Source organism: Priestia sp. ABM2_011 (genome assembly GCF_056158845.1).
In genome coordinates this window covers 3,691,997-3,717,609 of the sequence record NZ_JBSWUB010000001.1, presented here as the reverse complement: position 1 = coordinate 3,717,609, position 25,613 = coordinate 3,691,997, and the positions used below count along the sequence as shown (strand labels likewise).

Annotated in this window: 21 protein-coding genes; 18 read left to right on the top strand and 3 right to left on the bottom strand. The window is 38.3% G+C overall.

The annotated features are described in order from the left end of the window. Positions 1-245 precede the first annotated feature (245 nt). From ACXAE4_RS19820 to ACXAE4_RS19775, 10 genes are all read left to right on the top strand, one after another. Positions 246-1,706 (top strand): protein adenylyltransferase SelO, encoded by a 1,461-nt coding sequence (locus ACXAE4_RS19820; RefSeq protein WP_034266670.1) that lies wholly within the window; start codon positions 246-248, stop codon positions 1,704-1,706. 590 nt (positions 1,707-2,296) lie between these two features. After that, on the top strand, positions 2,297-3,748 hold the full coding sequence (locus ACXAE4_RS19815) for a glycoside hydrolase family 68 protein (protein ID WP_098113417.1): 1,452 nt from the start codon (positions 2,297-2,299) through the stop codon (positions 3,746-3,748). A 356-nt stretch (positions 3,749-4,104) separates the two neighbouring features. Then, the gene (locus ACXAE4_RS19810; RefSeq protein ID WP_098113416.1) at positions 4,105-6,891 is read left to right on the top strand and encodes a sigma-54-dependent transcriptional regulator; all 2,787 of its coding nucleotides are present in this window, start codon (positions 4,105-4,107) and stop codon (positions 6,889-6,891) included. A 254-nt stretch (positions 6,892-7,145) separates the two neighbouring features. Continuing rightward, the gene (locus ACXAE4_RS19805) at positions 7,146-7,586 is read left to right on the top strand and encodes a mannose/fructose/sorbose PTS transporter subunit IIA (RefSeq protein WP_028413930.1); all 441 of its coding nucleotides are present in this window, start codon (positions 7,146-7,148) and stop codon (positions 7,584-7,586) included. Continuing rightward, positions 7,583-8,077 (top strand): PTS sugar transporter subunit IIB, encoded by a 495-nt coding sequence (locus ACXAE4_RS19800; protein WP_028413929.1) that lies wholly within the window; start codon positions 7,583-7,585, stop codon positions 8,075-8,077. The genes ACXAE4_RS19805 and ACXAE4_RS19800 overlap by 4 nt, the downstream gene beginning before the upstream one ends. Before the next feature lie 12 nt (positions 8,078-8,089). Further along, on the top strand, positions 8,090-8,893 hold the full coding sequence (locus ACXAE4_RS19795; protein WP_060747546.1) for a PTS mannose/fructose/sorbose transporter subunit IIC: 804 nt from the start codon (positions 8,090-8,092) through the stop codon (positions 8,891-8,893). A 26-nt stretch (positions 8,894-8,919) separates the two neighbouring features. Then, positions 8,920-9,747, top strand: coding sequence for a mannose/fructose/sorbose PTS transporter subunit IID (locus ACXAE4_RS19790; RefSeq protein ID WP_013056298.1), 828 nt, complete (start codon positions 8,920-8,922; stop codon positions 9,745-9,747). An 87-nt stretch (positions 9,748-9,834) separates the two neighbouring features. Beyond that, positions 9,835-13,413, top strand: coding sequence for a glycoside hydrolase family 32 protein (locus ACXAE4_RS19785; protein ID WP_154989190.1), 3,579 nt, complete (start codon positions 9,835-9,837; stop codon positions 13,411-13,413). Positions 13,414-13,656: 243 nt separating this feature from the next. Continuing rightward, entirely contained in the window at positions 13,657-14,403 is a 747-nt protein-coding gene (gene map / locus ACXAE4_RS19780; RefSeq protein WP_014460782.1) for a type I methionyl aminopeptidase, read from the top strand. Positions 14,404-14,613: 210 nt separating this feature from the next. Beyond that, positions 14,614-14,922 carry a DUF5634 family protein gene (locus ACXAE4_RS19775; protein WP_028413927.1) on the top strand — a complete coding sequence of 103 codons (309 nt, stop codon included), beginning with the start codon at positions 14,614-14,616 and terminating at the stop codon, positions 14,920-14,922. Between the two features lie 867 nt (positions 14,923-15,789). On the opposite strand, the gene ACXAE4_RS19770 is transcribed toward ACXAE4_RS19775, so the two are convergent. Continuing rightward, positions 15,790-16,263 (bottom strand): YbaK/EbsC family protein, encoded by a 474-nt coding sequence (locus tag ACXAE4_RS19770; protein ID WP_034267780.1) that lies wholly within the window; start codon positions 16,261-16,263, stop codon positions 15,790-15,792. A 315-nt stretch (positions 16,264-16,578) separates the two neighbouring features. On the opposite strand from ACXAE4_RS19770, the gene ACXAE4_RS19765 reads away from it, so the two are divergent. The 8 genes from ACXAE4_RS19765 to ACXAE4_RS19730 all read left to right on the top strand — a co-directional run bounded on the left by ACXAE4_RS19765 (position 16,579) and on the right by ACXAE4_RS19730 (position 24,270). Beyond that, entirely contained in the window at positions 16,579-16,770 is a 192-nt protein-coding gene (locus tag ACXAE4_RS19765; RefSeq protein ID WP_033578521.1) for a hypothetical protein, read from the top strand. Positions 16,771-16,807: 37 nt separating this feature from the next. Beyond that, entirely contained in the window at positions 16,808-17,632 is an 825-nt protein-coding gene (locus ACXAE4_RS19760; protein WP_028413925.1) for an aldo/keto reductase, read from the top strand. A 354-nt stretch (positions 17,633-17,986) separates the two neighbouring features. Beyond that, positions 17,987-19,498 (top strand): histidine ammonia-lyase, encoded by a 1,512-nt coding sequence (gene hutH / locus ACXAE4_RS19755; protein WP_028413924.1) that lies wholly within the window; start codon positions 17,987-17,989, stop codon positions 19,496-19,498. Between the two features lie 49 nt (positions 19,499-19,547). Then, on the top strand, positions 19,548-21,209 hold the full coding sequence (hutU, locus tag ACXAE4_RS19750) for a urocanate hydratase (RefSeq protein ID WP_099330789.1): 1,662 nt from the start codon (positions 19,548-19,550) through the stop codon (positions 21,207-21,209). Positions 21,210-21,225: 16 nt separating this feature from the next. After that, the gene (gene hutI, locus ACXAE4_RS19745; protein WP_154989188.1) at positions 21,226-22,515 is read left to right on the top strand and encodes an imidazolonepropionase; all 1,290 of its coding nucleotides are present in this window, start codon (positions 21,226-21,228) and stop codon (positions 22,513-22,515) included. After that, positions 22,490-23,473 (top strand): formimidoylglutamase, encoded by a 984-nt coding sequence (gene hutG, locus ACXAE4_RS19740; protein ID WP_033578525.1) that lies wholly within the window; start codon positions 22,490-22,492, stop codon positions 23,471-23,473. The genes hutI and hutG overlap by 26 nt, the downstream gene beginning before the upstream one ends. Positions 23,474-23,670: 197 nt before the next feature. Beyond that, on the top strand, positions 23,671-24,102 hold the full coding sequence (locus tag ACXAE4_RS19735) for a MarR family winged helix-turn-helix transcriptional regulator (protein WP_033578526.1): 432 nt from the start codon (positions 23,671-23,673) through the stop codon (positions 24,100-24,102). 3 nt (positions 24,103-24,105) lie between these two features. Next, positions 24,106-24,270, top strand: coding sequence for a hypothetical protein (locus ACXAE4_RS19730; RefSeq protein ID WP_167387313.1), 165 nt, complete (start codon positions 24,106-24,108; stop codon positions 24,268-24,270). 85 nt (positions 24,271-24,355) lie between these two features. Here the strand turns inward: ACXAE4_RS19730 and ACXAE4_RS19725 are convergent, their stop codons facing one another. After that, on the bottom strand, positions 24,356-25,294 hold the full coding sequence (locus ACXAE4_RS19725; RefSeq protein ID WP_028413920.1) for a nucleoside hydrolase: 939 nt from the start codon (positions 25,292-25,294) through the stop codon (positions 24,356-24,358). 33 nt (positions 25,295-25,327) lie between these two features. Then, positions 25,328-25,462 carry a hypothetical protein gene (locus ACXAE4_RS19720; protein WP_255219827.1) on the bottom strand — a complete coding sequence of 45 codons (135 nt, stop codon included), beginning with the start codon at positions 25,460-25,462 and terminating at the stop codon, positions 25,328-25,330. Positions 25,463-25,613: the final 151 nt, after the last annotated feature.

The following is a 25,613-nucleotide window of genomic DNA, read 5'->3' as shown; positions in this document are numbered from 1 at the left end:
TCTTCTTTTTTGAGCATTTAATAGCTCGTCAACAAAGTGGCGGTATATAAATGGATAAGGCACTTTAGATTAAAAGTACGAGCAAATACGATATAATAGTAAAAGAGATAATGAATGAAAGAGAAACTGTCCTGCTCTAAGATGCCCAAAAGAAAGCAGGATAGAGCAGGGCTGCTGCACTTATAAAACCACGATCAGTAAAGAAAAGAGTTATGTTTTAAGACACAAGAAGAAAAGGAGATACGATGACTAATCAAAAAGAAACAGGATGGAATTTACGTAATAGCTATGCGGAGTTACCAAACATTTTTTTTACGCCTCTTGATCCTAATCCAGTGAGTTCACCTAAAATAGTCAAATTTAACGACTCTTTAGCCGCATCTCTAGGGTTACAAAAAGAACAGCTGCAAAGCCAAGAAGGAGTTAGCATTTTGGCTGGAAACAGTGTTCCAAAAGGTGCTTTCCCACTTGCACAGGCTTATGCAGGACATCAATTTGGCCACTTTAACATGCTAGGAGACGGACGGGCTATGCTGATAGGGGAGCAAGTTACGCCTTCGGGTGAACGAGTGGATCTTCAGCTTAAAGGCTCAGGCCGAACTCCGTATTCCCGGGGTGGAGACGGTCGTGCAGCTCTGGGACCTATGCTGCGTGAGTATATGATTAGTGAGGCGATGCAGGCCCTTGGTATTCCGACTACTCGGAGCCTGGCAGTCGTAACAACAGGCGAATCCATTGTTCGCGAAAAAGAACTGCCGGGGGCAATTTTGACGCGTGTAGCTTCCAGTCACCTTCGTTTTGGCACATTTCAATTTGCTGCAAAATGGGGAACAGTCGAAAACCTTCAAGCTTTAGCTGACTATGCATTAGAACGTCACTTTTCCCACATAGAAAAGAATGAAAAAAAATATTTATCATTGCTTCAAGAAGTGATTAAGCGTCACGCTACCCTAGTTGCTAAATGGCAGCTTATTGGTTTTATTCATGGCGTCATGAATACGGATAATATGACAATTAGCGGAGAAACAATTGATTATGGGCCATGTGCATTTATGGATACCTATGATCCAGAAACTGTATTTAGTTCAATTGATGTACAAGGGCGCTATGCATATCAAAATCAACCAGGCATTACAGGGTGGAATCTTGCGAGGTTTGCTGAAGCTTTATTACCTCTGTTGGATCAAGATATAGAAAAAGCAGTTGAAATAGCACAAAACGCCGTGACGGAATTTCCAAAATTCTATCGAGAAAACTGGCTGGCGGGTATGCAGGCTAAACTTGGACTTTTTAACGAAGAAAAAGAAGATGAAGCATTATTCCAAGAGCTTCTTACCATGATGAAAACCTATAAAGCTGACTATACAAATACATTTCGTGCATTAACTTTCAATAAGCTAGGAAAGAGTGACCTGTTTGAAAGCGAAGAATTTGCACAGTGGCAGGAGTTATGGCAGAAAAGACTAGGCAGACAAAAACAATCTAAAGCAGAGTCGGAAGAGCTTATGAAACATAACAATCCCGCTGTCATTCCTCGAAATCACCGAGTAGAAGCAGCGCTAGATGCAGCACAAAAAGGAGACTACAGCGTTATGGAAGATCTTCTAGAAGTGCTTTCTAGCCCATATGAATCGCCGGATCAGTCAGAGTATTGTACACCGTCTGCTCCGTCTAATCAGCCTTATCAAACGTACTGCGGCACTTGATTTATTTAGATAAGAACAGCTATTTAAAGACAGCATAAATGAAATCAAAAAGAGCTCTTTATAAAGAGCTCTTTTTGATTTCCTGAAAAATGTATGATTGATTAATTGAAATGATAGCGATTCCTTGGGAAGAGCTGCATAAAATTTAACAGTATAAAAGAATCAAAATAAAAAGAGATTACCTAATTCTTTTGTCTCTTATTATTACCAGTAGAAACTATTATATAATAAATTATTCCACTATTTCACAAAAAATACATTAACGATATTTTCTTGAAGTTTGGGTACTTTAACAGCTGTAGAAAAGCTTATAAAAGAATAGTAGGTTAAATATGATGATGAATTTGCCGATTTAATTAAAAAGTTAAAGATTTAAGACTTTATAACTAAATTAAAAAAACAAAGGGATAAAAAAGGGTATGATCACTCCATTTTACCTATTTGACTTTTCAATATTATGCAAGTAATCTTGGAAAGGTAATGGAACCGGTTCTGTTATTTCACCAGATGGATATGACTTCTCGATACATAGAAAATGGATCACTTGTGAGTAACACAAGAAAAAGTATGATACAAAAGGGAGAAAACAGATGAACATTAAGAAAATCGCAAAGCGAACAACAGCATTATCTTTTGCTGCAGCTATGTTAGTAGGTGCTGGATCTCAAACATGGGCAGCTGAAAGCAATCATAAAGATACAAATAATAATTATAGAGTTTCTCATATTACACGTGATAACATGCTGAAAATTCCTCAGCAGCAAAAAAGCGAACAGTTTAAAGTTCCAGCTTTTGATAAAGCAACAATCAAAAATATTGCCTCTGCAAAAGGGTATGATAAATCGGGTAATTTAATTGACTTAGACGTATGGGACAGCTGGCCTCTGCAAAATGCTGACGGAACAGTAGCCAACTACCATGGTTACCAAGTTGTATTTGCGCTAGCAGGCAATCCTAAAGATGCGGATGATACATCTATTTATGTGTTTTATAAAAAAATAGGTGAAGAGTCGATTGACAGTTGGAAAAATGCAGGAAGAGTGTTCAAAGACAGTGATAAATTTGTACCGAATGACCCTCATTTGAAAAAACAAACACAAGAATGGTCAGGATCTGCTACTTTAACATCAGACGGAAAAGTACGCTTATTCTATACTAATTTTTCAGGTGCAAACTATGGAAAACAAACTTTAACAACAGCTCAAGTAAATGTATCTCAGCCAAGTGCAGATACGTTAAAAATTGAAGGTGTTGAAGATCATAAATCCATTTTTGATGGTGATGGTAAAAAATATCAAAATATTCAGCAGTTTATCGACGAAGGCGCATATGGTTCAGAAGATAATCATACGTTGAGAGATCCTCACTATGTAGAAGATAAAGGGCATAAATACCTTGTGTTTGAAGCAAACACAGGAACTGAAGATGGTTATCAAGGGGAGGATTCTCTTTACAATCGAGCTTACTACGGTGGAAACAATCCATTTTTCCAATCAGAAAAAGAGAAATTACTGCAGAGTTCTAATAAAAAGAAAGCCTCTTTAGCAAACGGCGCATTAGGCATTGTAGAACTAAATAACGACTATACCTTAAAAAAAGTAATGGATCCACTGATTACCTCAAACACGGTAACAGATGAAATTGAACGCGCAAATGTATTCAAAAAAGATGGAAAATGGTACTTATTCACAGATTCTCGCGGGTCTAAAATGACCATTGATGGTATCGGCCAAGATGACGTATATATGCTAGGATACGTATCAAATACGCTGACAGGAAAATACAAACCGCTAAATGATACAGGACTTGTTTTACATATGAACCTCGATCCTAATGACAAAACGTTCACGTATTCACATTTTGCAGTTCCGCAAGTTAAAGGAGACAATGTCGTGATTACAAGTTACATGACAAACAGAGGCTTCTATTCAGAGGAACACTCTACGTTTGCTCCTAGCTTCTTGTTAAGTATTAAAGGATCAAAAACAGCTGTTGTGAAAAATAGTGTTTTACAACAAGGACAATTAACTGCAGATAAATAATTTTTAAAAACGAAAGAGAATGGCGACAACTGCTGCTGTTTTCTTTCGTTTTATTATGTAAGCAAAAATATGCTGTAACTGCAGTGCTAAGTAAAATGAAAAAGTAGTATATACAGATTCACAGTTATTCAAAGAAAATGAAACATTCAGACAGACTATAACTTTAAGAATGAAACCGGTTGACATGCAAGGTTGACTAACTTAATATATTTACATATAATGGCTTGAAACGCTTTCATAGATTAGTATGACATGATGGTACTTATAGGTGAAATAACTTGTAGTAGTAGGGAATGTCTCATTTCTTTGAAAGAGAAACTTCCGATCGTGAACTGAAAATAAAGAAGGTGCTTCTAATGAAACGAATTGATAAGGTATACAATCAGCTGTTGAGTAATTTTCAGGAGTTTACAGAAGTGGAACTTTTACATAAACAAGGAAGCTCAGCGATTGAAATTGCTGAACAGTTAGATTTAGAGAGATCTAATGTAAGTCTTGAACTGAACAAACTTGTCCGCATGCAAAAAGTAATTAAAATTAAAATGTTCCCCGTTCGCTACGCTCCGCTAGAGATTGTCGAAACCATTTTTCGTCAAAAGTGGGATACGAATAAGATGGAAGTGGAAAAACTAGAGCAGCTATCTAATGGGGGAAAAGAAGAAGCACTTTCTGCTAATCCTTTTGAATTAATGATTGGAGCCACAGGCAGTTTGAAAAAATCGATTTCTCAAGCAAAAGCTGCTGTTCTTTACCCGCCCAATGGGTTACATATGCTGCTATTAGGTCCCACGGGATCAGGCAAATCTCTTTTTGCAAAACGAATCTATCAATTTGCTATATATTCAGAGAGGTTAAAAACAGGGGCCCCGTTCATTACCTTTAACTGCGCTGATTATTACCATAATCCTCAATTACTTCTTTCTCAGTTATTTGGTCATAAGCAAGGGAGTTTCACTGGAGCAACTGAAAGTAAAGTAGGTTTAGTAGAACAAGCAAATGAAGGCATTCTCTTTATGGATGAAATACACCGGCTTCCTCCTGAAGGTCAAGAAATGCTTTTTTACCTCATTGATCAAGGTACGTACAATCGCCTGGGGGAAACAGATCATAAGCGAACGTCTAAAGTATTAATTATTTGTGCTACAACTGAAAATCCCGGTTCAGCCTTACTGCAAACTTTCTTAAGAAGAATTCCGATGACTATCCATATTCCGTCATTAGAAGAGCGATCTCTCAAAGAAAAGATTCGTCTCACAACGTTTCTTTTAGAACAAGAAGCTAAACGAATTAATAAAAAGCTAAGTGTCCACATTGATGTATTAAATGCTTTAATCCACACTGAAAAATTCGGGAATGTAGGGCAGTTAAAGTCCAATGTACAGCTCGTGTGCGCACACGGATTTTTAAATAACCTTGATAGTAAACATATGGTGGAACTTACAGTGAGAGATTTGCCTGATGATATTAAACGAGATTGGATTTCAAATAGTAAAAATATGGAGCGCAGCAGAAAAATTTCTGAATATGTAAATCTCAAAACGATCATTTCTCCGGCTATGGAGAGCCAAGAAATAAAAATAGAGGAAGACGTATCATTTAATTTATATCAGTTAATAGAAGAAAAAGTAGATGTTTTAACAAAAGAAGGTTTATCTCAAGAAGACATCAATCAATATATTCTTACCGACATTCATTTGAATGTTCGGAGCTTTTTTAATCAAAAAAATGGCCAGAGTTCTAATTTAATGAAATTCGTAGAAGACGACGTGATTCAGCTTACAAAAGAATTAAAACATTTAGCAGAAAAAGAATTGAACTGTAAATTTGATCGCAGATTTATTCATTTTTTGAGTATGCATATGGAATCCTTTTTAAAGCGAAAAAAACAAGTAGACGTATTAAATACAAAGGAGATAGATGAAATTCGCGAAACGTATCCAAAAGAATATGCGGTAGCCCTGCTTTTTAAAAATCGAATTGAAAAGTGGTTTAACATTATCGTGCCAGAAATAGAAGTCATTTATCTCACAATGGTTATTCAATCCATTCGAACGTTAGAAGAAAATAAGCGAGTGGGGATTGTGGTTGCTGCACATGGAAACAGCACGGCAACTTCTATGGTAGAAGTGGCTACGGAGCTTTTAGGAAGTACTCCTATTATAGCTATTGATGTGCCTTTGACGGTATCTCCAGTCGAAATTGTAGATAGATTAATCCAGGGAATTAAGAAAGTAGATGAAGGAGAAGGCGTATTAATGCTTGTAGACATGGGCTCGCTTGCCATGTTAGAAAGCAAGTTAGAACAAAAAACAGGGACTAAGATTAAAACAATCAGCAACGTGACGACGTCTATGGTGTTAGACACCGTTAGAAAAGTAAATTATTTAGACTTAAATTTATATGCCATATTTGATTCGGTGCAAAAAGACTTTATGGAATTTATAGATAAGCAGCAGCATGTGTTTGGGAAAAAGAAAGCCCTTGTTTCTATTTGTACAACAGGAAGCGGTACAGCAAAACAATTAGAAAAAATCTTAACGATTATTTCACGGAAAGTATCTCAAGAGCCTATTAAAATTCTAACCGTTTCTTCTATTAAATTAGCAGCAAACATTCGGGAAATTCAAAAAGAATATGAAATTGTCGCAACAGCAGGTACCAAAAACCCTAAGATTGATGCGCCTCATGTATCACTAGAAGTCCTTATTGAAGGGCAGGGAGAGCGAATACTTCAACAGGCAATTACAAAAGAAACGATACGCTATGATGAGGAGAAGACGGAAGGGAATATTGTAGTGCGTGAACTTTGCGAAGAAAACTTACGAAAGTACCTTCTATTTATTAATCCGTATCTCATAAGTGAAATTCTGTTAGAGTGGTTAAATCACGTACAAGATGAGTTAGAAATGGAATTAAGCAACACCGTTATGATTCGAATTGTGATGCATACAGCCTTTGCTTTAGAAAGAATGATAAAAAACGAACCTCTTGCTTTTCCGGAGGATGAAGAAATCACTCCTCAGTTAGAAAATATTTATCAAAAAACGGAAAAAACATTACAAGCCGTCGAAAAAAAGCTTAAACTTACCTTAACAAGAGATGAAAAATTATTTATTGCCACCATTTTTGCGGATGAAATGTAAAAATCATATGATAATCCCAAGAAACTAGTTTAATTTATATGCCGCTAGTTTCTTTTTTTATCCCATTTTTTAAATAACAGAAAAACCTGTATTAAAACGCATGACGTTTTGATACAGGTTTATTTATTTTAAGAAACCTGTATCAACAACAAAGAAAAAGGTATTGAAAAATAAATGAAAGCGCTTAATACTCTTTGTTGGCACGATACTTGCAATAAATAAGTGTAGAACGTAAAAGAGAGGAGCAAGTGTACATGATTTCAGTCATTATTAGTGGGCATGGTGATTTCGCACCAGCATTAGAAGGGTCTTCCAAAATGATATTTGGTGAAGAGAATCACGTAGTAGCCGTACCTTTTCTAAAAGGAGAGGGTATCCAAACGCTTGAAGCAAAATATAAGCAAGCACTAGAGGAAATGCCCTTAGAAAATGAAGTGCTTTTTCTAGTCGATATTTTTGGAGGTACACCTTACAATGCGGCTACTCCCTATATCCTTAAAAACAAAACAGCGGATATGGTATCCGGAGTTAACTTGCCTATGTTATTAGAAGTGTTAGCCATGAGGGAACACGTTACATTAAAAGAGATGCTAGGGAGATTAAAGCAAGTGAATGAAGAAAGTTTTCAAGTGTGCAGTGAACATTTGGAGAAAGTCCAGCAAGCAAACCAAATCGGAGAGGATGGATTATTATGAAAATCGTTTTAGCAAGAATTGATGACCGCTTTATTCACGGGCAGGTATTAACAAGATGGATCAAAACAAATGCAGCAGATCGAATTATCATTGTTTCAGATGAGGTGGCAGCGGATGAAATGCGAAAAACGCTTATTCTTTCTGTGGCTCCTTCGAATGTAAAAGCAAGTGCTGTCTCAATTTCTAAAATGACAAAAGCATTTCACAGCCCTCGTTATCAGGATACAACAGCCATGCTGCTGTTTGAAAGTCCTGCAGATATTGTAGCTCTTGTTCAAGCTGGAGTGCCTATCGAGACAGTAAACGTAGGCGGCATGCGTTTTGCTAATGACCGAAAACAAATCACAAAATCTGTAAGCGTTACCGAAAAAGATATCGATGCTTTTGAGAAACTGCAGGAACTAGGCGTAAAGCTTGAGCTGCGCCAATTACCCTCAGATTCTAGCGAAAATTTTATTCAACTACTGAGAAATGAAACAAAAATCAAATAAGGAGATGAGTTTATGTCTTCCATACAAATTATTTTATTATTAGTCATTGCAGCGGTAACTGGCATCGCAAGCGTATTGGACGAAGGGCAATCCCATCGTCCTCTCATTGCCTGCACGTTAGTAGGCTTGGTGCTTGGAGATTTAAAAACGGGCATTATTTTAGGCGGAACGCTGGAATTAATGGCTCTTGGATGGATGAATGTTGGATTGGCGATGGCACCTGATACGGCTATTGCTTCTGTTATTTCAACTATTTTGGTTATCACAGCTGGTCAGGGGATTGGTGAAGGCATTGCGGTAGCTATAGCTTTAGCAGCTGCAGGGCAAGTACTCACCATTTTTGTTCGTACCATCACAGTATTTTTAATTCATCGAGCTGATAAGTACGCGGAAGAAGGAAACTTTAAAGGAATTGAAATTATGCATATTACTGCTATGGGTTTTCAGGCTCTCCGCGTTATGATTCCAACGTTAATTGTTACATTAATCAGCGTAAGCGCCGTGCAAACTTTCCTCGGAAATATTCCGGAAGTTATTACAAAAGGTCTGCAAATTGGGGGAGGCATTATCGTGGTCGTAGGGTATGCCATGGTTATCAATATGATGAACATTCCTCATTTAAAACCTTTTTTCTATATCGGGTTCTTATTAGCGGCATTTACAGGGTTTAACCTGGTAGGATTTGGGGCGTTAGGTCTTTGTTTAGCCCTTCTTTATCAGCAAGTAATGCAGCAGCGAAATCAAATGCAGCCGGCAGGCGTTCCAGCAGCTACAGGGAGCGAACAAGTATATGACGATGATGATTTAGATGCCTAAACGGCGAACTTAAGGGAGGGATAGAGATGGAAAATGAAAAAAGATTAACGAAAAAAGACATCTTTAGCATGTTTATTCGCTCGAATTTTTTACTCGGTTCATTTAACTTTGAGCGTGTTCAGGCAATGGGCTACTGTTATGTTATGATTCCAGCAATTAAACGTTTATACGGACCAGGGGCACAGCGAAATGCAGCATTAAAGCGACATTTAGAATGGTTCAATACACATCCATGGATTTCCGCACCTATATTCGGCGTCACGGCAGCAATGGAAGAAGAAATGGCAAATAAAAAAGATTTTGATGAAAAAGCCATCAGCGGAATGAAAATTGGATTAATGGGACCGCTTGCTGGCGTAGGAGACCCTATTTTCTGGGGAACGCTGCGACCAGTCCTCGCAGCACTAGGCGCATCTCTTGCGTTAGGCGGGAATATTGCCGGGCCACTGCTGTTTTTCATCTTAATTAATGCCATTCGATTAAGTACAAAATATTATGGATTAAAATATGGTTATTTAAAAGGAACAGAAATTTTAAAAGATTTAGTAGGCAATCGAATTCAAAAACTGACGGAAGGTGCATCCATTTTAGGACTCTTCGTAATGGGAGCATTGGTTTCGAAATGGACCACTATTAATATACCAGTGGTTGTTTCTAGGATCAAAGATGATTCTGGTAAAGTTGTCGTGAAAACCGTGCAAGACGTACTCGACAGTATTTTACCAGGACTGCTACCTTTAGCGCTAACTTTATTAGTAGCATGGATGCTTCGAAAAGGTACAAATCCGCTGCTTATTATTTTCGGTATTTTCTTAATCGGTATAGGAGGTTATTGGATCGGCTTTTTAGGCTGATAAATAAGAGGAGTCATCTATTCTTCTAGCATCCGCTGGTGAACATGTTTTGCATAGCCAGTAATGCCAATAAAGGAGGAAAGAAAGATGAAAAGAACCGTCAAAAAGTTATTGATGATTGGAGTCGCTTGTTCCATAAGCATGTTTTCTGTATACCCTGTATTAGCTGATAATACAGGGTATTATCAAGAAAAATACCGGAATCAATTTCATTTTTCTCCAGAAGCGAACTGGATGAACGATCCAAATGGAATGGTCTATTATAACGGGGAGTACCACCTTTTTTATCAGTATTATCCTTACGGTACCACCTGGGGACCTATGCACTGGGGGCATGCAGTTAGTACAGACTTAGTGAAATGGAAACACCTTCCGGTTGCTCTTTCGCCAGATGAGAACGGAGAGATCTTTTCAGGAAGTGCCGTTATCGATTGGAATAATACCGCAGGATTTGGAAAAGAAGCGATGGTAGCTATCTTTACGCACTCAGGCAGTAAAGGGCAAGTTCAAAGTCTAGCATACAGCACGGACAGCGGAAGAACATGGACCAAATATGAAGGAAATCCCGTTATGCCAAATCCCCCAGTTCCTGACTGGCGCGATCCAAAAGTCTTTTGGCACGAGCAAACCAAGCAGTGGGTGATGTCTTTAGCTGCTAAAGATAAAATCATGTTTTATACATCACCTGACTTGAAAAATTGGAAATACGCAAGTGAGTTTGGATCTGACGGAGGGATTCAAGCAAACGGTCAAAGCGGTGCCTATTCATATACTTTGTCTGAACAAAAAGGTCAATCTTTTACTCTAGAGGGAGAAATTATGCTTGTAGAAAAGAATGGACGCGAAGGTGCAGGAGGCCTTGTTTTTCGTTCTAATAAAGATGCAACAAACGCATATACCGTCAATTTAGATGCTGAAAAGAACCTCTTAACACTTAACAAAGTAGAGAAAGGAAGCGTAACGACCGTTGTTTCAAAGCCAATGAGGCTGGATACGTCACAAGCGTATCACGTGAAAGTAGAAGCAAACAGTCACCACTTTAAGATACTGCTAAATGGAAAACAGGTTTTAGAAGGCAGTGATGCATCTTTTGAAAACGGTCAGTTTGGACTAACAGCATGGAATTCCACAGCTGTCTTTCGTCATGTTAAATTTACGAATCAATCTAATTTCATAACCAATCTATCTAACTGGAAATCTATTACTGGAACGTGGAATGATACTGCTGCTGGAAAAATCGGTAAATCTAACAGCGACGGATATATTATGAGTGAAGAACAGGGAGATCAGTTCATTTACGAGTCAAATATGACATTTTTAGATGAAAATCATGGTTCAGGTGCACTACTTTTCCGAGCAGACGCGGAAGCCAAAAACGGATATATAGCTAGCGTAGATGCTTCTAAGGATACAATCAAACTAGTAAAACTTCAAAATGGCATTTCAACTGTCCTTGCTGAAACAAACGAAAAAATTGATACGAGCAAATCACATCAAGTAAAAGTAACTGCATCGGGAAATGAACTTGATTTGCATATAGACGATAACTTCACCCTTACTGCAAAAGATGAAACTTTTTCAAAAGGATTGTTTGGACTACATGTTAATCAATCTTCAGTCCGGTTTCAAGACGTTAACATGACAAAGTTTATTGATACAGATGAAAAAGAAATTAAAAATAAAAGTTTTGAAATAGGAGATCTCACCGGCTGGAAAACGATAAAGGGAAATGCATTCACAAACGATCATGTAACGGATGCAACCGCAAATTGGAGCGGTCTTTTTGAACAAAAAGGAAAGTATCATTTATGGGGTTTTTCTGATAAGCAAGATGGCGATAATGCCACTGGAGAATTACATTCGTCTTATTTTAAATTGAGCGGTTCAGGTGAAATTAATTTGTTAATGGGAGGCGGAAACGACCCCACAAACCGCTATGTAGCCTTAGTCCGGGCATCCGACGATAAAGAATTGATTCGTCAAGCGAATACAAAGTTTGCAGATGAAAAGTACCAGCGCTACGTATGGGATGCTTCTAAGTATATAGGAGAAGTACTGTACATTAAAGCCGTTGATCAAGCTGTAGGCGGATGGGGGCATATTAATCTAGATGATGTAAATGTATTTAATACAGAAAAAATGCCGGAGAAAGTAGACAGTGTAGCAAAAGAACCAGAGGAAGCTAAACAAAGAGAAGGCGGAGAGCTTTCAGATTGGAACACAGTGTCAGGAGAATGGGTGAATTCAACTCACGGAAGCAACGGAGGCATTTGGGAGTGTCCTACTTTACTTCAACTGCCGGTTGATGGAGACAGCACAAAGAAAAAATGGGTGCTGCAAGTCAGCATCAATGATGGAGCGGCAGCTGGAGGTTCAGGTATGCAGTACTTTGTTGGTGATTTTGACGGAAAAACATTTAAAAATGAAAACCCGCCAGAGGAAGTGCTTTGGACAGATTATGGTGCCGACTTTTATGCCGCTGTAGATTGGAGCGGAGTTGAAGGAGATAACGGAGAAAAGTATTGGCTAGGCTGGATGAGCAACTGGCAATATGCCAACAATACCCCAACTACTACTTGGAGAAGCTCTATGTCAATCCCAAGAAAAATAGAACTCACCAACACAGCAAAAGGGCTTCGTTTAAAACAAATACCTGTTTCAATTGATTCAATTCGCAATAAGCAAGAAAAAAAGGTGTTGAAGAATCTGATGGTTACTGAAAACAAAAATCTTCTTTCAGGCATACAGGAAAACAAATATGAAATCATTGCAGAATTCGATGTTTCAAATACAGATGCACAAGAATTTGGTTTTCAAATTCAAAAAGAAGGCAGCGAAAATACAAAAGTCAGCTATAACATAAACAAGCAGCAATTATCTGTTGATCGAACACACTCTGGAAGTTTTAATTTTGGTAAAAATGTGAAAGGCAAACACTCTGCTCCCATGCTTCCAAAAGAGGGAAAGGTTAAGCTCCATATGTTTGTAGACCATTCGTCTGTAGAAGTATTTGGCAATGACGGCACTGCAGTAATAACAGACCAGCTCTTTCCAACGCTTTCAAGTAATAAAATAAAGCTTTATAGCAAAGGAGGCGCTGTAAAATTAAATTCTCTTAAGATGTATCCGTTAAAATCTATTTGGAATAAAAGTCCTGTTGATACAAACTTATCTGGATGGAAGAATATTAGCGGACTATGGGCCGATACGATTAACGGAAAACAAGGACGAAGCAAAGAAGATTCCTTTACCTTATCATCAAAAGAAGCAAAAAATTGCACATATGAAGCAAAGATAAAGGTGTTAGACGATTCTGTTTCAAATTCTACAGGAGCAGGAGCGCTAGTATTCCGTTCGGATGAACAGGCAAACAATGCTTATGCTGCGAATGTAGATGTGCTGAATAATCAAATAAAGCTCATTGCGTTTAGAGACGGAATAGGCAAGGATCTCATTATTTACGATGATGGGGGAAAGCTGGATTTAAAACCAAATACGGATTACCATCTAAAAGTGACGGCTGAAGGAGAACACATTCAAGTTTATCTCGATGATAAGCCGGTGATCGATACGATGGACCCTACCTTTTCAGAAGGTTATGCTGGGCTGAATGTGTGGAATTCTACTAGTTTGTTTAATGAAGTGAAATTTGAAACAGTGGATTAAGGGATTGTGAAAGCTGCCGCTTACTAAGGCAGCTTTTATATAACATAAAAAAGTATGCTGCGGTGAAGTAGCATGCTTTTTTGAATTTCATAGGTTAATGAAGAGGATTTTTACATATGATAAATATCTTACTAGTCTAATTAATCGTACATTTTAGTTCTTAAAAGGTCTTTTGAAAAATCCTCATAAAAATATGATAAAATCGGATAGGATATATATTTCGAGGAAGGAAAGTGTTTTTTTATGATTATTGGTAACGAACAGGATTTAGAAAGTTTACGCAAAATTGGACGTATCGTTGCACTTGCGCGCGAAGAAATGAAAAAACAAGCAAAAGCAGGTATGACAACAAAAGAGCTTGATATGATCGGTAAAAAAATATTAGATGAACACGGTGCTATTTCTGCACCTGAAAAAGAATATAATTTCCCAGGTGTAACGTGCATTAGTGTCAACGAAGAAGTGGCTCACGGTATTCCGGGAGACCGCGTATTAAAAGATGGCGATTTAGTAAATGTGGATGTATCCGCAGTACTTGATGGCTATTATTCGGATACGGGTATTTCATTTGTTATTGGGCAAGACGAAGAAAAAGAAAAGCTGTGTCAAGCTGCAGTAGATGCATTTTGGGCAGCTATGAAAAAAGTAAAAGCTGGTTCAAAACAAAATCAAATTGGTCGTGCTGTTTCTAACTTTGCACACCAAAACGGATATGCTGTTATTGAAAACTTAACGGGTCATGGTGTTGGCCGCAGCTTGCATGACGCTCCTAACCACATTTTAAACTATTATGATCCAATGGATAAAGCCCTCTTGAAAAAAGGTCTTGTTATTGCTGTAGAGCCGTTTATCTCTATGAAGGCTGATCATATCATTGAACGCGGAGACGACGGCTGGACGTTTGTTACACCTGATAATAGTCTTGTAGCACAATGTGAACATACGATTGTTGTAACAAACGGTGAACCGATTATTTTAACTGAACTATAATCAAGTTTCTCTGTAGATTTCGGTAACAAAAAAGCTACTTCACTTAGCAATGTTTTTTCGTTGCATTATAGTGAGGTAGCTTTTTTATTACTATGTAATGAATGACTATTATATTGACTTGCTTTGTTCATACAACGTTTGAAAGATAGTGTAATTGAATATGCTCAAGGGAATGCTAAGTATAAATCGAAATGAAAAGGGGTATGAAATGTGGAATATGTAGGAAGAGAAGCGATTGTAAGTGAACTGACTCATCATATGGATGACATTTTAAACAAATATAACCTTCAAGGCGTCTCCGTATATGAAGAGGAAGGAGAAGGTAATCACTATTATCTTGGCTACACAGTAAAAAAGAATGATCATGTGTTTATGGTTAACAGACCTTATCTAAAAGATAAAGACGGAAAATTAGCAGTCGAAAAGCAAGAATGGACTCTTCAAGGTAACGAAGGAGAAACAAATGGATATACTTCACTTGAAGATGCATTTCAAAAAATTGATGAAACCATACATTAAATAATTTTTTGAATTTCAAGTTCAGATTTTTTCTTTGAATGCGTGAATCTGAACAGTAGAGCGCTAATGGCTGTCGTGCTTCTTTCACCTATACTATCTAACTTTTCTTTGCTATAAAGTCTAGAAAATTACATGTAATAAAAAATTGTTTTTTTAGGTTTTACTATATAAATACGGGGTACACATATAGTACAGCAGCTATCATGCAAATGGTTGTTGTGAAAGGTTAAATACTTAGCGTTTGAAGGGACTGATTAGTTTTGAAAGGCTTAACAGCGACTTCAGCAAATGTATTACCGCAAATTGAAAGTAGATATCCGTATCTCACGCAAGGCACTTTGGTTATGAACCGATATACGTAACGAAAGGGCCTGACTAGGCAAACAAAGGAAAGACTGAATCAACGAGAAGAAGCCTGCATCTAAACATGTAGGCTTCTTCTTTTTTACAGATGAAACTAAGACGATGAATGAGTACATAACAGGTATACATTAAGAAGATTCAGATTCAGTCCATTTTTCGTGCACGTTTTTCTTGAAAAAAGGTCATAAGTTGAAGATACTGTATATAACTATGTAAAAGAATTTTTGAATACAAAATAGTAAATCTGCTTGAGGTGAAAATGATGAGAAAAGCAAATAAAAGTGAATTTCTGTGGAATACGTTAGACGGCTGGCTTTTTATCCCTAGGAACATTCCTTTACTATTTCTTTTTGTATTTCTCTTAGGGGTTTCTTACCTAGGTTGGGTTAAGCTGTTTCATAAATTCGTTTAGGTACGCCAATGAGCTGAAACAAAAAACTGTTTCAGCTTATTGGCGTACTGATTGATTTATTTTATGTATATCTGTACCTTAATTTACCTAAGTTATTCATTCCATCCTTTGCACACATCAACCCATTTTAAGCATTTCGAAAATTCTTCTAGTTCGGGTATTGTTAATTCAATTGCACTATTTCCACTTCCACAGGCAGGGAAAACGGTAACAAAACGCTTCAGAGATTCATCTAGATACACGTGAACACCTTCATTAACGGCAAATGGGCATACTCCGCCTACGGCATGACCAATCAGCGTTTCTACTTCACTTGCTCCAAGCATTTTTGCTTTGGTTCCGAACTCTTCTTTATATTTTCGATTATCAATTTTCGCATCTCCTGCTGCCACAATTAATAGAACGGTTCCTTCTGCGTTAAAAGAAAGACTTTTTGCAATCCGTTGCGGCTCACATTTTAAAGCTTGCGCTGCCAGTTCTACAGTAGCACTGGACTCATCCATTTCAATAATTCGATTCTCCATGCCATATTGTTTAAAATATGCTTTTACTCTTTCAATCGCCATTTTTATATCCATTCCTTTCGTTAACTCTTGCAAATATGTATGATTGCCTTACAGAGGATGTACAGTTTCTCTTTGAAATAAAAAATTCTTATTATTTTGTATATACGGAAATTATACACAACTTCTCAGTTAAAAGCACATATTCGTTTTAATTAAAAAAGTTACGTAGGTAAAGTATTTTTAGCTGATTGAAGCAGGATTACGGAACCCTTTGACGAATGTAACTATGTCGGCTGCGAAAACATAGGCATTAGAACAAAAGATAAATGATGAAATTGAAAAGGCGCAAATGTTCTAGTGAAATGAGGAGAAGGAATGCCAAATTTACACACTATCGTCAGTTTCTTTAGCAGTACATGTATGGCAACGATGAGTATGATTTATTTGTTTTCCCTTGTACCGCGGGCATGGTCTTTTAAATTTCGATTTGGAGCCATGATTGTAGGAATCCCAGTCGGCATTATAATGGGCCAGGTTGCTATGCTGATCGGCTGGCACCATCATTAAAACTTTGAACTTTTTAACAAAAAAGGAGACATGTAAAATGAATATTGTCACATTAAACAACGGCTTAAAAATGCCTCAGCTTGGATTTGGCGTATGGCAAGTAGAAGATAACAAAGCAGCAGCTGCAGTGTCAAAAGCAATTGAAGTTGGATATACCTCTATCGACACAGCTATGATTTATAAAAATGAAGAAGGAGTAGGTCAAGCGATTAAAGAATCTTCTGTTCCTCGGGAAGAGCTGTTTATTACAACAAAAGTTTGGAACAGCGACCAAGGCTATGAAAATGCACTACGTGCGTTTGATGAAAGCCTAGAACGATTAGGACTTGATTATGTGGATTTATATTTGATTCACTGGCCTACTCCTCAATATGATGAGTATGTGGAGACGTATAAAGCATTAGAAAAGCTTTATCACGATGGCAAAGTAAAAGCAATTGGCGTCTGCAACTTTGAAATTGAGCATTTGGAGCGCTTGTTAAATGAATGTGACGTAACGCCTGTTTTAAACCAAATTGAGTGCCATCCGTATCTTGCTCAAAATGAATTAAAAGAGTTTTGCGCCAAACATAATATTTTCGTGGAAGCATGGAGCCCTCTTGATCAAGGAGGAGAAGTGTTACAAGACGAGGTTATTCAAAAAATTGCTGAAGTACATAGCAAAACTCCGGCTCAAGTTGTATTGCGCTGGCACTTACAGAACAACACAATTGTCATTCCTAAGTCAGTTACACCGTCTAGAATAGAAGAAAACTTTAACGTGTTTGATTTTGAACTTACTGCTGATGATATGGCAGAGATTAATGGATTAAACAGCAACCGCCGCAAAGGTCCGCACCCAAGCGACATGAACGTCCGATAACGTTTAAAAAATAAAATTGTGCAGCCGTGAATCATCGCTGCTATAAGAAATAACGATTTTATTTCAGATTATTTAAAATTTTCTTAAATAATAATTGACAAATGATTAATTCAGCGTAATACTTAGTGTAGGTACCCTAGTTGCTTTAAGTTGTACAGCTTAAAGTGTATAGTGATTTAGTCATTCAGCGATTGTATGTATAAGTGAAATACTGATTATTAATAAAAGCCCATAGTGTAAGTAGGTTAGTTTATAGGGGGCTATATCAAAAGGAGCTTGTTTCCTCTTTGATATAGCCCCTTTTTGTGTTCAAAAAGAAAAGGCAGTCTACAGTTTAACAAGGGAGCGGGTATGATGTTTATTCAAATTGATGGAAATTCACTGACGTTCGACCAAATTTACAAAGTTATTTACCAAGGATACTCCGTGAAAATTAGCGATCACGCAGTTGAACATATACAAAAAAGCAGAACGTTAGTTGAAGAGAGCATTACGAACAACAACGTAATTTACGGAGTGAATACGGGATTTGGAAAGTTTAGTGATACGGTTATTTCAAAAACAGACTTAGCTGATCTGCAGATTAACCTGATTCGCAGTCATGCCTGCGGACTAGGAGAGCCATTTTCGTTAGAAGTAAGCAGAGTCATGCTGCTTTTACGAGCGAACGCATTAGCTAAAGGGTATTCCGGAATACGACTGGAAACCTTGCAGCTTCTTATCGATTGCTTAAACCAAAACGTAGTACCGGTTATCCCGAGTCAAGGTTCGCTTGGAGCTAGCGGTGACTTAGCCCCGTTATCACATCTAGCGCTGCTGCTAGTTGGAGAAGGAGAAGCTGTATATAATGGTCAGCGAATGCAAGGAGAAGATGCTTTAAAGCTAGCAGGGCTTGAACCTATACAATTACAGGCAAAAGAAGGGCTAGCTTTGATCAACGGCACTCAGGCAATGACGGCTGTAGGAGTAGTTTCGTACCTTGAAGCTCAAAAGCTCGCTGATCTTGCTGACGGAATTGCAGCACTGACATTAGAAGGTCTGCAAGGTATTGTAGAAGCATTCATGCCTGAGTCACATGCAGTAAGACCTTACCCGGAACAACAGCAGGTAGCTGCCCGAATTCTTTCGTACTTAGAAGGCAGTCAATTAACTACTTCTCAAGGTCAAATAAGAGTGCAAGATGCTTATTCACTGCGCTGCATTCCTCAAGTTCATGGTGCTATTTATCAAGTTTTAAATTATGTAAAAGAAAAGCTGTTAATTGAGATTAATTCAGCAACTGATAACCCGCTCATCTTTGCTGACAGCGGCAAAGTAATTTCTGGAGGGAATTTTCACGGGCAGCCCATTGCGTTTGCTATGGATTTTCTAGGAATTGCAATGGCGGAGCTTGGGAATATTTCTGAACGGCGCATTGAACGAATAGTAAACCCTCAGCTTAGCGGGCTGCCCGCATTTTTAAGTGCAGATCCAGGTCTAGAGTCCGGGCTCATGATTACTCAATACGCTGCGGCTTCATTAGTTTCCGAAAATAAAGTATTAGCGCATCCATCAAGTGTTGATTCTATCCCATCTTCAGCGAATCAAGAAGACCATGTCAGCATGGGAACGACTGCTGCACGTCATGCTTATCAAATTATCCAAAATACAAGAAGAGTTCTATCAATCGAAGCAATTTGTGCGGCTCAAGCAGCCGATATTCAAGGAGTGGATAAACTTGCTTCAGAAACAAGAAAAATTTATTCAAGAATTAGAAAAACCGTACCAACCATTATGAAAGATCGAATTTTCTCACGTGATATTGAGGCGTTAGCAGCTGATTTCAAAACTTTTGTGCAAGATACGAATTATGAACTAGCACTGTAATAAAAAGTTAGTTTAACAGTTTTTCATTTTTATAGAGGAGGAAAACGAAATGGAGACAAAACAAAGTGGAATAAAAGCACCTCGTGGAACAGAACTAACGACAAAAGGCTGGGTACAAGAAGCCGCTCTTCGCATGCTTCTAAACAATTTAGATTCCGAAGTAGCAGAGCATCCGGAAAAGTTAGTCGTATACGGAGGGATCGGAAAAGCAGCCCGTAACTGGGAGGCGTTCGATCGTATTGTAGATACGTTAAAAGAATTAGAAGAAGATGAAACGCTTCTCATACAGTCCGGCAAGCCGGTTGCGGTTTTTAAAACGCACAGTGATGCGCCGCGTGTTTTATTAGCAAATTCAAATCTTGTTCCTGCTTTTGCGAATTGGGAGACGTTCCATGAGCTCGATAAAAAAGGGTTAATGATGTACGGGCAAATGACTGCAGGAAGCTGGATTTATATCGGAAGCCAAGGCATTGTTCAAGGAACGTATGAAACATTTGCTGAGTGTGCCAACCAGCATTTTAACGGAACTTTGAAAGGAACGATTACGTTAACAGCTGGATTAGGAGGAATGGGAGGTGCACAACCGTTAGCCGTTACGATGGCAGGCGGCGTTGTCATTGGAATTGATGTTGATCGCACGCGTATTGAAAAACGTATCGAAACAAAGTATTGCGATACGGTAGTCGAAAGTGTAGCTGATGCAATCACGTTAGCTGAAGATGCAAAAAGATTGGGCAAAGCGCTGTCCATTGGATTAGTTGGAAATGCAGCCGAGATTCTGCCTGAAATGATAAAGCGAGGATTTATCCCAGATATTGTGACAGATCAAACATCGGCACATGATCCGCTTAACGGATATTTGCCGATTGGAGTCAGCTTAGCAGAAGGAGAAAAATTGCGGAATACAAATCCAAATGAATATATAAAACAATCAAAAGCAAGTATGGCTATTCACGTTCAAGCCATGTTAGAGATGCAAAAAAAAGGCGCGGTTGCTTTTGACTATGGCAATAATATTCGCCAAGTGGCGCTCGATGAAGGTGTCACGAATGCATTTGATTTCCCGGGATTTGTCCCAGCGTATATCCGTCCGCAGTTCTGTGAAGGAAAAGGACCGTTCAGGTGGGTCGCTTTGTCAGGAAACCCAGAAGATATTTATAAAACAGATGAAGTCATTTTACGCGAGTTTTCGGATAATACGCATCTTTGCAACTGGATTAAAATGGCGAGAGAAAAAATTGAGTTTCAAGGATTGCCGGCTCGTATTTGCTGGCTAGGCTACGGAGAAAGAGCGCGCTTTGGAAAAATTATTAATGACATGGTAGCAAACGGAGAGCTGTCAGCGCCTATCGTTATTGGCAGAGATCATCTAGATGCCGGTTCTGTGGCTTCGCCAAATCGTGAAACTGAAGCAATGAAAGATGGCAGTGATGCAGTAGCAGACTGGCCTATTTTAAATGCATTAGTCAATACGGCAGCAGGCGCAAGCTGGGTATCCGTTCACCACGGAGGAGGAGTAGGTATGGGGTATTCTCTGCACGCTGGAATGGTTGTAGTAGCAGACGGGACGGAAGATGCCGCCAAACGTCTAGAACGTGTTTTAACAACAGACCCTGGCATGGGTGTTGTTCGTCATGTAGACGCCGGCTATGATAAGGCCATTCAAACTGCAAAAGAAAAAGGGATACAAATTCCTGCGTTACATGAATAAAAAAGGAGGGATACGTATGACTATTACGTATATCAAATGCGCTGAACAAGTCATTACGGTTAAAGGCGGAAGTCAGCCTAGACGAGAGGAAGAAATGTCAGCTCTAGGAATCATTGAAAATGGCAGCGTACTCGTGAAAAATGGAAGAATTGTATTTGTTGGACCTGACGTCAAAGCGCAGGAATACCTTGAGCATATCCATGAACCTATTAATATAATTGATGCCGAAGGAAAAATCGTAACGCCTGGGTTAATTGATCCCCACACTCACCTTGTGTTTGGAGGCAGTCGTGAAAAAGAATTAGAAATGCGCTTAAACGGGGCAAAGTATATTGATATTTTAAAAGCGGGAGGAGGAATTTTACAAACAACCGTTAGTACACGACAAGCAACAGAAGAGGAGCTAATCAAGCAATCTACAAAACGTTTAAATAAATTTCTGCAGTACGGAGTTACAACTGTCGAAGCCAAAAGCGGGTACGGTTTAAATCTTAAAGATGAAATCAAACAATTAAAAGTAGCGAAGAAACTGAATGAACAGCATCCAGTAGATGTTGTTTCAACCTTTATGGGAGCTCATGCGGTGCCGGTTGAGTACAAAGGGAATGAAGATGCGTTTGTTCAACACGTTATTGAAGAAATGATACCAATTGTTGCAAAAGAAGAGCTAGCGGAGTTTTGTGATGTATTTTGTGAAGACGGCGTGTTTACAGTTGAACAGTCAGAGCGTATTTTACAAGCTGGAAAAGCATACGGACTAAAACCTAAAATCCACGCCGATGAAATTGTGTCTTTTGGCGGGGCAGAATTAGCGGCTAAAGTGGGAGCTGTGTCTGCGGATCATTTATTAAAAGCATCGGATCAAGGAATTAAGCAAATGGCTGAAAGCGGAGTTATAGCCGTTCTATTGCCGGGTACTGCATTCTTTTTAATGGAAGAGCCGGCGCGTGCTAGAAAAATGATCGAAGCAGGGGTACCGGTTGCTTTGTCTACAGATCGAAACCCAGGGTCTTCTCCTACGGAATCGCTGCCGTTTATTATGAATTTAGCTTGTTTAACGATGAAAATGACGCCAGCAGAAGTTTTAACAGCCTGTACGATCAACGCGGCTCATGCCATTGGCAAAGGGGATCAAATCGGAAGTATTGAAGTAGGTAAAAAAGCCGATTTAGTGCTATTTGATGCGCCCAATTACCAAACGCTGCAGTATAACTATGCCGTAAATCTTGTAGACACGGTATTAAAAGATGGGAAAGTTGTGGTTGAAGGCGGTGTTTTACATGAACTATCCGTACCCACAGCTTGATCGACCCCCTTTTTGCTGGCAGCGTCAAAGTACTTCTGACCCAAAAGTAAGTGATTGGATTCAGACAGTTGAAGATGGGTGCAAAGTCGACTTTACATCGATAGATATTACGGTTTTGGGCGTGCCTCTTTCAAGATCCTCCATTAGCGCTTCTGGAGCCAGTGAGACGCCAATGGCCATGAGGAAACTCTGGAAATCCTTTAATCCGTATCATATTGAGTATGATACGGATTTGACTTCCTTGTCAGTGTTGGATTTAGGTGACGTCAAACAGCACGTAACAGATATAGAGAAGTCTCATCAGTATATAAAAGAAGCGATGATGTCTATGCGGAAATGTCATCCGCATGCGCTGCCTGTTATGCTCGGAGGAGACCACTCCATTACAGCTATGTTAGTAAAAGGATGGAAAGAGTCACATCCCGAACAGAAAATAGGAATTTTACAGTTTGATACGCACTTTGACTTACGAAGCTTAGAAGACAATGGCCCTTCTAACGGAACACCCATACGAAATTTAATTGAAAGCAACACAATTGATGCAACTCATGTATGGAATATTGGGCTTCACGGGTTTTACAACTCAAAATCGTTAAAGGAATATGCGGATAGCAAAGGCGTTCATTATGTAACGCTACTGCAAGCAAGAAAAGCGGGAGTAACTCATACGGTGAAAGAAGTACTAAAACAGCTGAGCAAAGAAGTAGACATGATCTATTTAACCGTTGATATGGACGTGTTAGATATTGCTTACGCACCTGGAGTTCCAGCAGGAACCACAGGGGGAATGAGAACGGAGGAATTGTTTGAAGCGGTATACACGGCTGGGAGTCATCCGCTTGTTCAAGCAATGGATATCGTTTGTCTAGATCCGCTGCGTGATGTAAGAGAAATAACTGTAAAAGCAGGCGTACATGTATTTTTGAATTTTTTAACGGGAGTTGTAAACAGAAAGTAAGGGAGTATACTTCCTTGCTTTTTTTATCGTTAAATAGCTGCTTACATAGGATTAATAAACTTTTTTTTAGAGCGAGATAACATAACTTTAGAAGTGTGTATGGATTTTAGTAAATATATTTTTACTAAAATAAACTATTTATATTGTTTTTATTTAAAATTAGTAATAATATATTTACTAAAGAAGGTGAGTATCTTATGGAGGAAAAACTGGCTAAGGAATATATCGCTTTAATACCGGTTTTATTTGAAAACTTCAAGAACTTAAACAAGAATGAAGTGAAATTAACACATTTACAAAATCACGTAGTTGAATTCATGTATATGAAAAAAAGAGATTTGAATATTAAGGAAATTAGTAATGGATTAAATATTGCCAAACAACAGTTAACGAATGTTATCAGTGAATTAGAAAATGAAGGATATTTAATCAAAATGCCTGATCCGCGAGATAAGCGTGCAGTTTTAGTCTCATTAACGTCTAAAGGAAAAAATATTCAAGAAGAAAAATGGAGAGGGATTTATAGTAATTTCAATACAAATATCTCCAAATTAAATGAAGAAGAGCAAATAGACCTGCAGTTTGCTCTTCATAAATTAAATATTTTGTTAAAAAAGATGGAGGGATAAATTATGAACCAAAGAGAACGGATTTTACTCATTAGTGTAGGTGTTATAGGCGGGACAGTAATGGGAGTAATTTATAAAGATATATCCAACTGCTTGATTACAGGTGTGATTGTTGCTTCAATCATTACTTTAATGCTCAATCAAAAAGCGAAAAAAACAGCTAGATAGTATGAATAAACGTAAGACAGCACCAGCAAGTTGTGAACTCGACGTTCTGGTGCTGCCTCTATAAAATTTATCTTCTAGATGAACATTACGAAGCTGAATATGTTTTAAGAGCCTCAATCATTAAATTCCAAAATCCGTCTACATCAAGAGTTAAACCGAATTTAGCATTGGGTTTCCTCCCTGTGACTCCAAGCAAATCAACTGAAGTTGTTCCAGCCGTGTATTCTCCGCGTGTTTCTACTACAATATTAACTTCTTTTAGCGTAAATAGTTCTGGAGCTACACAGTAAGCAACGGTCAATACATCGTGAACAGGAGGGCCATTAAATCCAAAGGTTTCTTTATAGGCAGATTTAAAAAATGCTAATAATTCCCCGACCTTTTTTGCTACGTTATTATCGATGTTCATGACTTGGTTAATAACGTCATCTGTTGCAACGGCTTGATGCGTAATATCTAACCCCATTACTACGAGTGGGATGCCGCTATCGAACACTTTTTTAGCCGCTTCTGGATCTGCCCAAATATTAAACTCAGCCGTTGGTGTCCAGTTCCCGAAGGTTCCACCGCCCATAAGGATAATCTCTTCAATGTCTTCTTTCATTTCTGGAGCTTTCATTAAAGCTAAGGCAATGTTTGTTAAAGGGCCTGTAGGTAAAAGTGTAACGGGATCTTCTGACTCTTTTACCATTCGTATAATAGTATCTACTCCGTGTTCTTCACTCCAGCTGCGAGACAGAGGAGGGAACTCAGGGCCGTCTAACCCTGAATCACCATGTATGCTAGGAGCGTTTTCACGCGTGCGAATCAATGGTTCACTTGCTCCTTTTGAGACAACCACGTTATGTAAAAATACTAAATCACACACTTTCAAAGCGTTCACTGTCGTTTTTTCAATTTCTGCGTTTCCCGAAACAGTTGTGATCGCTAAAATATCTAATTCCGGTCGTGCGGCAGCTAAAATAATAGCAATAGCATCATCATGACCTGGATCACAGTCCATAATAATCTTTCTTTTTTTCATTATGATCACCTCTATAGAATGGATAAATTGCTGTTAATTTTGCGTGGATTTTATTTTCTCTAAAATAGCTTCTGTAAACTCCAATGTAGAGGCATGTCCGCCTAAATCTTTCGTTTTCACTTCATCTTGAAGCGTTTGATAAAGTGCGTGTTCTACTGTAGCAGCCACTTTTGTAAGTTTGTAATCCGCATGTTTTTCAGCTAGCCATTTGAGTGTAGTATTTTTTTATGTCTATAGATTAAATTCTTTTATCTTTCGTTTTGCTGCTTTTTAAAAAAAGAACTAGCTAATGGTTTCATGCTCCAGATTTTCTATCAAC